Source organism: Pseudomonas sp. NPDC087639 (genome assembly GCF_044743385.1).
Taxonomy (GTDB): Bacteria; Pseudomonadota; Gammaproteobacteria; order Pseudomonadales; family Pseudomonadaceae; genus Aquipseudomonas.
In genome coordinates this window covers 1,882-10,013 of the sequence record NZ_JBIUWI010000106.1, presented here as the reverse complement: position 1 = coordinate 10,013, position 8,132 = coordinate 1,882, and the positions used below count along the sequence as shown (strand labels likewise).

General features: G+C 58.7%; 9 protein-coding genes, 1 other RNA gene and 1 pseudogene (1 of these 11 running past the window's edge). 7 read left to right on the top strand and 4 right to left on the bottom strand.

The window, feature by feature from the left end; all coding sequences use genetic code 11:
* The 5 genes and pseudogenes from ACIOVB_RS26015 to ACIOVB_RS25995 form a co-directional block, all read left to right on the top strand.
* Nucleotides 1–121, top strand: a pseudogene (locus ACIOVB_RS26015) (ubiquinol-cytochrome c reductase iron-sulfur subunit); the annotation flags it as partial.
* On the top strand, nt 121–1,332 hold the full coding sequence (locus ACIOVB_RS26010; protein WP_187678010.1) for a cytochrome bc complex cytochrome b subunit: 1,212 nt from the start codon (nt 121–123) through the stop codon (nt 1,330–1,332). The pseudogene ACIOVB_RS26015 and the gene ACIOVB_RS26010, both read left to right, overlap by 1 nt.
* Complete coding sequence (locus ACIOVB_RS26005; protein WP_401272101.1) at nt 1,332–2,114, top strand: cytochrome c1; 783 nt, start codon at nt 1,332–1,334, stop codon at nt 2,112–2,114. Before ACIOVB_RS26010 ends, ACIOVB_RS26005 begins: the two co-directional genes overlap by 1 nt.
* Nucleotides 2,115–2,261: 147 nt before the next feature.
* A complete protein-coding gene (locus ACIOVB_RS26000; RefSeq protein ID WP_401272100.1) occupies nt 2,262–2,879 on the top strand; it encodes a glutathione S-transferase N-terminal domain-containing protein in 618 nt (205 codons plus the stop codon).
* 16 nt (nt 2,880–2,895) lie between these two features.
* Nucleotides 2,896–3,309 carry a ClpXP protease specificity-enhancing factor gene (locus ACIOVB_RS25995; RefSeq protein WP_016985146.1) on the top strand — a complete coding sequence of 138 codons (414 nt, stop codon included), beginning with the start codon at nt 2,896–2,898 and terminating at the stop codon, nt 3,307–3,309.
* 51 nt (nt 3,310–3,360) lie between these two features.
* On the opposite strand, the gene ACIOVB_RS25990 is transcribed toward ACIOVB_RS25995, so the two are convergent.
* From ACIOVB_RS25990 to ACIOVB_RS25975, 4 genes are all read right to left on the bottom strand, one after another.
* Nucleotides 3,361–3,939, bottom strand: coding sequence for a BON domain-containing protein (locus ACIOVB_RS25990; protein ID WP_187678008.1), 579 nt, complete (start codon nt 3,937–3,939; stop codon nt 3,361–3,363).
* Nucleotides 3,936–4,529: a phosphoheptose isomerase gene (locus ACIOVB_RS25985; RefSeq protein ID WP_008082788.1), complete on the bottom strand. Its 594-nt coding sequence runs from the start codon at nt 4,527–4,529 to the stop codon at nt 3,936–3,938. The genes ACIOVB_RS25990 and ACIOVB_RS25985 overlap by 4 nt, the downstream gene beginning before the upstream one ends.
* A 101-nt stretch (nt 4,530–4,630) precedes the next feature.
* Nucleotides 4,631–4,993, bottom strand: coding sequence for a YraN family protein (locus ACIOVB_RS25980; RefSeq protein ID WP_187678007.1), 363 nt, complete (start codon nt 4,991–4,993; stop codon nt 4,631–4,633).
* A complete protein-coding gene (locus ACIOVB_RS25975; protein WP_305439720.1) occupies nt 4,993–6,804 on the bottom strand; it encodes a penicillin-binding protein activator in 1,812 nt (603 codons plus the stop codon). Before ACIOVB_RS25975 ends, ACIOVB_RS25980 begins: the two co-directional genes overlap by 1 nt.
* 177 nt (nt 6,805–6,981) lie before the next feature.
* Here ACIOVB_RS25975 and rsmI point away from each other — a divergent pair, with 177 nt between their 5' ends.
* Together rsmI and rnpB are read left to right on the top strand one after the other, a co-directional pair.
* Nucleotides 6,982–7,887: a 16S rRNA (cytidine(1402)-2'-O)-methyltransferase gene (rsmI, locus tag ACIOVB_RS25970; protein ID WP_401272099.1), complete on the top strand. Its 906-nt coding sequence runs from the start codon at nt 6,982–6,984 to the stop codon at nt 7,885–7,887.
* Between the two features lie 73 nt (nt 7,888–7,960).
* Nucleotides 7,961–8,132, top strand: an RNA gene (rnpB, locus tag ACIOVB_RS25965) — RNase P RNA component class A (it continues 130 nt past the right edge of the window).

The following is an 8,132-nucleotide window of genomic DNA, read 5'->3' as shown; positions in this document are numbered from 1 at the left end:
CTCCGATCTGGCTGGCCGCGTCTACAAGTCGCAACCGGCGCCTATGCACCTGCCCGTACCCCCGCATTCCTATGAGACCGATGACCTCATTGTCATTGGCGTCGATACGGAGAAAGCGTGATGAGCAAGTTCATGGATTGGGTTGATGCGCGCTTCCCTGCCACCAAAATGTGGGAAGACCATCTCAGCAAGTATTACGCTCCAAAAAACTTCAACTTCTTCTATTTCTTCGGCTCGCTGGCGCTGCTCGTTCTGGTCAACCAGATCGTCACCGGTGTCTGGCTGACGATGAGTTACACGCCGTCGGCAGAAGAAGCGTTTGCTTCCGTCGAATACATCATGCGTGACGTCGAGTACGGCTCGATCCTGCGCCTGCTTCACTCCACTGGTGCCTCGGCGTTTTTCATCGTGGTCTATCTGCACATGTTCCGTGGCCTGCTCTACGGTTCGTATCAGAAACCGCGTGAACTGGTCTGGGTGTTCGGCATGCTGATCTACCTGGCGCTGATGGCGGAGGCCTTCATGGGTTATCTGCTGCCTTGGGGGCAGATGTCCTACTGGGGTGCGCAGGTGATCATCTCGCTATTCGGTGCGATTCCGGTCATCGGTAACGACCTGACCCAGTGGATCCGTGGTGACTATCTGATCTCCGGGATCACCCTGAACCGCTTCTTCGCCTTGCACGTGGTGGCCCTGCCAATCGTGATTCTCGGTCTGGTGGTGTTGCACATTCTGGCGCTGCACGAAGTGGGTTCGAACAACCCTGACGGCGTCGACATCAAGAAGCACAAAGACGAAAACGGCATCCCGCTGGACGGCATTGCCTTCCACCCTTACTACACCGTGAAGGATATTGTCGGCGTAGTGGTGTTCCTGTTCATCTTCTGCTTTATCGTGTTCTTCTTCCCGGAAATGGGCGGCTACTTCCTCGAAAAGCCAAACTTCGAACCGGCTAACCCGTTCAAGACGCCAGAGCACATTGCGCCGGTCTGGTACTTCACACCGTTCTACGCGATCCTGCGGGCAATTCCGGACAAGCTCATGGGTGTTATCGCCATGGGCGCGGCCATCGCCGTGCTATTTGTCCTGCCATGGCTCGATCGCAGTCCCGTCAAGTCGATGCGCTATAAAGGCTGGATGAGCAAAATCTGGCTGTTGGTGTTCTGCATTTCGTTCGTGATTCTGGGCATTCTGGGCGTTCTGTCTCCGACACCGGGGCGAACCTTGCTGTCGCAGGTCTGCACCTTCTTGTACTTCGCCTACTTCATTCTGATGCCGTTCTACACCAGGCTCGAGAAGACCAAACCGGTTCCGGAAAGGGTGACTGGCTGATGAAAAAGTTATTTTTTGCTCTGCTTTTTGCTGCTTTGCCTGTCCTGTCTTTCGCCGCTGAATCTGGCGGTCCGGAACTGGAAAAAGTCGACATCGACGTTTCCGACAAGGCTGCCTTGCAGGATGGCGCACGTACCTTTGCCAACTATTGCATGGGGTGCCACAGTGCCAAGTTCCAGCGTTACGAGCGGGTTGCCGATGACCTCGGCGTGCCTCACGAACTGATGCTGGAGAAGCTGGTGTTCACGGGTGCCAAGATCGGCGATCACATGAACATCGGCATGCAGCCGGCGGACGCCAAGATCTGGTTCGGTGCTGCGCCACCGGATCTGACTCTGGTGGCTCGCGTGCGTGGCACTGACTGGCTCTACGGTTACCTGAAGTCGTTCTACGAAGATCCTGCACGTCCTTGGGGCGTGAACAACAAGGTCTTCCCGAACGTCGGCATGCCTAACGTGCTGGTCGGCCTGCAGGGTCGTCAGGTCGTGGGTTGCAAACAGGTGCAGATCGTCGAGGACGGCAAGAAGCAATATGATCCGCTGACCGGTACGCCTTTGACCCATGAAGCGTGCGATCAGTTGACCATCGTGCCGAAGTCCGGTGCTCTGAACGAAGAGCAGTTCGATGAGAAGGTCAAGAATCTGGTAACCTTCCTGGCTTACTCGGCTAACCCGGTTAAGCTGCAACATCAGCGCATCGGTACTTACGTTTTGCTGTACCTGGCGTTCTTCTTTGTGTTCGCCTATCTGCTCAAGCGTGAATATTGGAAAGACGTGCACTGATACGCTTCAAAGCATTGCTGTTAATCGCGCGCGCCCAAGGGCGTCTCCGATAGCGCAACGTCTGGTCAGCCAGGCTTTGCCGGAGGCGCCCTCTGGGCGCGCGCGTTTTTCCGGTTCCGATAATTTCAACAAGCGAGGAGGATCGCCATGGGCGTGACCAATCGGTTGGCCTGTTACTCCGACCCCGCCGACCACTATTCCCACCGGGTGCGTATCGTACTTGCAGAGAAGGGTGTCAGCGCCGAGATCATTTATGTGGAAGCTGGTCGCCAGCCGCCTAAACTGATTGAGGTGAACCCTTACGGAAGCCTGCCCACGCTGGTCGATCGTGACCTGGCGTTGTGGGAGTCGACCGTGGTGATGGAATATCTGGATGAGCGTTACCCGCACCCGCCATTGATGCCGGTTTATCCGGTGGCGCGTGCCAACAGTCGTCTGCTGATTCACCGTATTCAGCGTGACTGGTGTGGTCTGGTGGATCTGATACTTGATCCCAAGTCCAAGGAGGCCGCGCGTGTCGTGGCGCGTAAGGAATTGCGAGAAAGCCTGACGGGCGTGTCGCCGCTGTTTGCCGACAAGCCGTTTTTCCTCAGTGAGGAACAAAGTCTGGTGGATTGCTGCCTATTGCCAATACTCTGGCGTTTGCCGATTCGGGGTATTGAACTGCCGCGGCCAGCCAAGCCGCTGCTTGAGTATATGGAGCGCCAGTTTGCGCGTGAGGCTTTCCAGGCGAGACTGACTGGTGACGAACGCGATATGCGCTAAGGCTTAAGGAGCCGCTATGAACTCCAGTCGACCTTATCTGGTCCGCGCGCTCTACGAGTGGATTGTGGATAACGATTGCACCCCGCACATGCTGGTCAACTCCGAGTACCCAGCGGTGCAGGTGCCGCAGGGTTTCGCCAGTGACGGGCAGATTGTCCTGAACATCTCGCCCAGCGCTGTGCGGCATCTGCACATGGACAACGACGTAGTGACCTTCGAAGGTCGCTTCGGTGGTGTCCCGCACAGTCTGTACGTGCCGATCAGCGCAATCCTGGGCATCTACGCCCGGGAGAACGGGCAGGGCATGGTGTTCGATATCGAGTCGCCGATGGATGACGAAGACGACATCGAGCCGGATGACGACTTGCCGCCACCGGACAGCGAGCCACCGCGCCCTAGCGGCCGGCCAAGTTTGAAAGTGGTGAAGTAATAAAAAAGGCGATCCGGATGGATCGCCTTTTTTGTGTGCGCGTTTCAGCTATCAGTCGATGTATTCGAACAGCTTCACGATCTTCTGCACGCCGGAAACACCCTGGACCAGATTGGTCGCCTGAGTGGCTTCCTGTTTGGTCAGCAGGCCCAGCAGGTAAACGATGCCGTTCTCGGTCACAACCTTGATGCGCGAGCCCGGAATACTGGCGTCGGTGAGCATCTGTGTCTTGATCTTGGTGGTCAGCCACGCGTCGTTCTGGCGAGCCAGCAAGGAGGAGGGCTGCAGTACTTGCAGTTCGTTGTGCACCTTCTTCACGCGCTGCACATTGGCGGCGGCCTGTTCGGCCTTGGCCTTGAGGTCTTCGCGCGGCGTTTGACCCGCCAGCAGCACTACGCCGTTGAAGCTGGTGGCGACGATGTGCGAGTCGTTGTCCAGCGCCGGATCGGCCTTGGCGATGTTCACGCCTACTTTGGTTTCGATCAGCGAATCGTCGATCTTGCTGCCGAAGGTACGGGTGCCGCGGTCGTCTTCGATCGGTGCTTCACGGCTGGCGTTCACCACCGAGGTGCAGCCGCTGATGCCGAGGCACAGGGTCAAGGCCAGAAGGCCAAGGCGATTAGGGGTCATTCTTCACTCCCGAACAGTTGGCTGTCGATCAGATCGCAGAGGCAATGGATCGCCAGCAAGTGGACTTCTTGAATACGTGCAGTGACGTTGGCCGGTACGCGAATCTCGACGTCCTCGGGCAACAGCAGCGACGCCATGCCGCCGCCATCGCGTCCGGTCAAAGCTACGACAATCATTTCGCGATCATGTGCGGCCTGGATCGCTTGAATAATGTTCGCCGAGTTACCGCTGGTCGAAATAGCCAGCAAGACATCGCCTGGCTGACCGAGCGCACGGATCTGTTTGGAGAACACTTCGTTGTAGCTGTAGTCGTTGGCGATCGAGGTGATCGTCGATGTGTCGGTGGTCAGGGCGATGGCTGGCAGGCTCGGGCGCTCGCGCTCGAAGCGGTTGAGTAACTCCGAGGAAAAGTGCTGCGCATCGCCGGCGGAGCCGCCGTTGCCGCACGAAAGCATTTTGCCTTCGTTGAGCAGGGCGTTGACCATGATCTGGCTGGCTTGCTCGATGTGCGGTGCAAGTACGTCCATCGCCTGTTGCTTGGTGTCGATACTGGCCTGGAAAAGCTGGCGAATTCGGGATTGCATGTCCATCTGTGTGACCTTAAGTAGCGCGGCTGTCCGGCACGTGAATGTGCAGCCCGCAAAGCAAAGAGCAAAATGTGTCGGATGAAAAAGTCCGGGTTGGATGCAGATCAACTGTCGAAAGCATTCTGCAACCAGTTCAGCTGACTCGGATGGCTGTCGATGGCCACCACGTCGAAGCGGCAGGGGGAATTGGCCCAGCGCGTCTCGCGCTGAAGAAAATACTGCGCAGCGAAAATCAGTTTCTGCTGCTTGCGCCCATCGATGCTAGCGAGCGCGCCACCCCATTGAGTGTTTTTTCTGTAGCGAACTTCAACGAATACTACTGTATCGCCATCAAGCATGACCAGATCAAGCTCGCCGCGTTTGCATAACCAGTTCTGCGCCAACAGTCGCAGCCCCTGTTTCTGCAGATGCTCGAGCGCATGGCGCTCGGCATCTTTACCGCTTTGCGAGCGTGACCTGTCGGGCATTAGCGCGCGGTGTCCGGCAGACGTTGAATCTGACCGCTGACAAACTGCGCCCAAGGCAACTGACGCACAACACGCTGAGTCTGAGTCATGCCGAGGCTGCCCGACTGCCCTTCGATGCGGCTGTCCGGCAGGGCTTTGAGTTGGCCCAAACGCGGTGCCAGACGATAGGCGTCGACGCCCATGGCATACAGGCGGCCGAGGCTGCCGGCGGCTTGTGGCCACTGTGCGGTGACTTGCTGGCGCAGCGGATCGTTGGCTTCCAGTAGCCATGGGGTTTCGCAGAAGCGAATGCCGTTCATGTCGTTGTACTGGTTCACATCGCCGCTGGCGCTGTACACGTGGGAGGTCGCGTAAACCGGAACATCGCCAGCGTACTGGAAGTTCAGGGTCGGCTTGATCTGCTGCGCTTGCTGTGGAGTGGCAGCAAGGAAGATGAACTCAATGTCCTGACGACGCGAAGGCTGTGCGGCGACGTTGGTGCCAGCCGCATTCTGCAGGCTCTTGGCGCGGGCTTCGCTCTGGCGCAGCTGGAACATGTCGGCGATCTGCTGGGCGAGTTGCACCGGCTGATCAACACGCTCTGTGGCAACGATGCTGCCGCCATTGGCTTGCCAGTCCTGGCTGAATGCACGCAGCACGCGGTCACCCCATTCGCCTTTGGGCACCATGATTGCGGCGCGGTGCAGGCCGTCGGCGCGGGCGCGACGGGAGACTTCGCGGGCTTCGTCTTCAGCGGCCAGACCAAACTGGAACAGTTGCGCCGGGCCTTGATCGCCTTCGCTGTAGTTCAGCGCCAGGGTGGTGATTGGTAGTTGCGGGCGGGTGCTCAGTTGTTTGACCAGTGGTTTTTCCAGCGGGCCAACGACCAATTGCACGCCGTCTGCCTGAGCCTTGCGGTAGAACTCGTCCATCGAGGTCAGTTTCGAGCTGTCGTAGAACTCGATGGCTGGCGGCTTCTGCCCGGCCTGTTGAGCCTGGTAGTGCGCGGCCATGAAACCTTCACGCAATGCTTTGCCGACTGAAGCCAGCTGGCCGTCTTGCGGCAGCAGCAGGGCGATTTTGCTCAGGGGCTGGCTGGCCAGTTCCTTGAGCTTGGTCAGCGGCAGTGGCAGGTTGATCGCTGCTGGGTGCTTTGGATTCTGTGCGCGCCAGGTGTCGATAGCGGCCTGCTGCTGCTCCAGGGTGCCAGCGGTTTTAACCGCCTGCGCCAGAGCCATCCAGCCACCGAGGTCATCGGTGCTGTTTGGTTGCAATTGGTCGGTCGGCAGCGAGGCAATCAGTGTCCAGATCGCTTCGTGGTTCTTGCTCGCGGCTTCGCCTTGCAGCATCGGCGCAATGAAGATGCGCTCGCGGGCGGCGGCCAACGTCTGGCCATCGGCTTCGAGGGCGCGGGCATGAACGGTGCCGGTGCGCACCTGCTGCTCTTCCGGCATCTCACCCAGCTTTTGCAGGCTCGGGTGGCTCAGTGCGGTCAGCGCGGCTTTCGGCTGATTGCGGGTCATGGCCAGTTCGGCGGCCAACGTGTTAGCAAAAATCTGCTGCCCCGGCTTTAGCTGTTCAACGGGCACTTGTTGCAGGATTTGCGCGGACTGTCCGGCATTGCCCTGACGATAAGCCAGATCCGCTGCGCTCAGGCGCAACAGGGCGGCTTTTTCCGGGGTTTTAGCCTGGGTGGCCTGTTCGAGCAGTTGCTCGATGCTGGCATCCGGAGTCCGTGGAAGTTCGCCAAGGCTGGAGGAAGGGGAGCTGGCGCAGGCCGCCAAAAGGGCAGCGAGGCAGAGGGCAGTGAACAGCCGCAGGCAAGCGATCATGTAAGTGTTCCTGATACTCGATCAAATTAGCGTGGAATTGTACCCAAGCACTGGCCGGGGCGCGATGTTAGTGGCGTGAAACAGTCAATTTAGCTGGAGTAAATGTTGCGGAGCCGCACATCTGCGCGCAAAACCGTGTGCGGGCAGAGCGCATCGCAAGCCTCGTGACGCGTTACAATGCCGGCTTTTACCGATCATGAGGTGTGCGCTTTGACTGCTCCAGGTCCTTTGAATTCCGCTGCTGGCTCGCTTTATGTGGTGGCGACGCCCATCGGCAACCTGGACGACATCAGCGCCCGGGCACTGAAAATTCTCCGCGAAGTGGCATTGATTGCTGCCGAGGACACGCGTCACTCGCAGCGACTGATGCAGCACTTCGGTATCTCCACGCCGTTGGCCGCATGCCACGAGCATAACGAACGAGATGAAGGTAGCCGCTTTATTACTCGTTTGCTGGCGGGCGACAACGTTGCGCTGATTTCCGATGCCGGTACGCCGCTGATTTCCGATCCAGGCTATCACCTGGTACGTCAGGCCCGTGCCGCGGGGATCAATGTGGTGCCGGTGCCCGGCGCTTGCGCCTTGATCGCGGCATTGTCGGCGGCTGGCCTGCCATCCGACCGATTCATCTTCGAAGGCTTTCTGCCGGCCAAGTCGGTTGGGCGCAAGGCGCGCCTGGAAGCGGTTAAGGAAGAGCCGCGCACGCTGATTTTCTACGAGGCCCCGCATCGCATTCTTGAATGTCTGCAGGATATGGAGGCGGTGTTCGGTGGTGAGCGCCAGGCATTGTTGGCTCGTGAGATAACCAAAACCTTCGAAACCCTCAAAGGACTGCCCCTGGCTGAATTGCGCGCGTTCGTCGAGTCCGACAGCAATCAGCAGCGCGGCGAGTGCGTGGTGTTGGTTGCAGGCTGGACAGCGCCGGAGTCTGAAGACGCCGTCAGCAGCGAGTCGATGCGCGTCCTCAATCTGTTGCTCGAAGAGATGCCGCTCAAGCGTGCCGCTGCGTTGGCAGCGCAGATCACCGGTGAGCGCAAAAACGTGCTGTATCAGGTCGCGCTGGACAAACAGAAAGACGTGTAAGCCGTCGCCCATAGCGGTCTTGGGGCTTTTAGCGCTTGTTCTTCGGCCGCTCTGCCGTTAACCTTCGCGGCGGAGAGTCGATCGGACAGTCGCTGCCCTCTATGAAAATTAGGGGGGGGAGGAAAGTCCGGGCTCCATAGGGCGAAGTGCCAGGTAATTCCAGGGAGGCGGGAGCCAAACGAAACAGCCCCACAAAAAAAACCCCAAAACGCTAAGGCCACCGTAAAGGTGAAAAAGTTCGGTAA

Excerpts from the sequence above, each read along its gene's own strand:
- ACIOVB_RS26010 (WP_187678010.1), top strand. The coding sequence starts at position 121 with ATGAGCAAGTTCATGGATTGGGTTGATGCGCGCTTCCCTGCCACCAAA.
- ACIOVB_RS25975 (WP_305439720.1), bottom strand. The coding sequence starts at position 6,804 with ATGATCGCTTGCCTGCGGCTGTTCACTGCCCTCTGCCTCGCTGCCCTT.
- ACIOVB_RS25995 (WP_016985146.1), top strand. The coding sequence starts at position 2,896 with ATGAACTCCAGTCGACCTTATCTGGTCCGCGCGCTCTACGAGTGGATT.
- ACIOVB_RS25980 (WP_187678007.1), bottom strand. The coding sequence starts at position 4,993 with ATGCCCGACAGGTCACGCTCGCAAAGCGGTAAAGATGCCGAGCGCCAT.
- ACIOVB_RS25990 (WP_187678008.1), bottom strand. The coding sequence starts at position 3,939 with ATGACCCCTAATCGCCTTGGCCTTCTGGCCTTGACCCTGTGCCTCGGC.
- ACIOVB_RS26005 (WP_401272101.1), top strand. The coding sequence starts at position 1,332 with ATGAAAAAGTTATTTTTTGCTCTGCTTTTTGCTGCTTTGCCTGTCCTG.
- ACIOVB_RS25985 (WP_008082788.1), bottom strand. The coding sequence starts at position 4,529 with ATGGACATGCAATCCCGAATTCGCCAGCTTTTCCAGGCCAGTATCGAC.
- rsmI (WP_401272099.1), top strand. The coding sequence starts at position 6,982 with ATGCCGGCTTTTACCGATCATGAGGTGTGCGCTTTGACTGCTCCAGGT.
- ACIOVB_RS26000 (WP_401272100.1), top strand. The coding sequence starts at position 2,262 with ATGGGCGTGACCAATCGGTTGGCCTGTTACTCCGACCCCGCCGACCAC.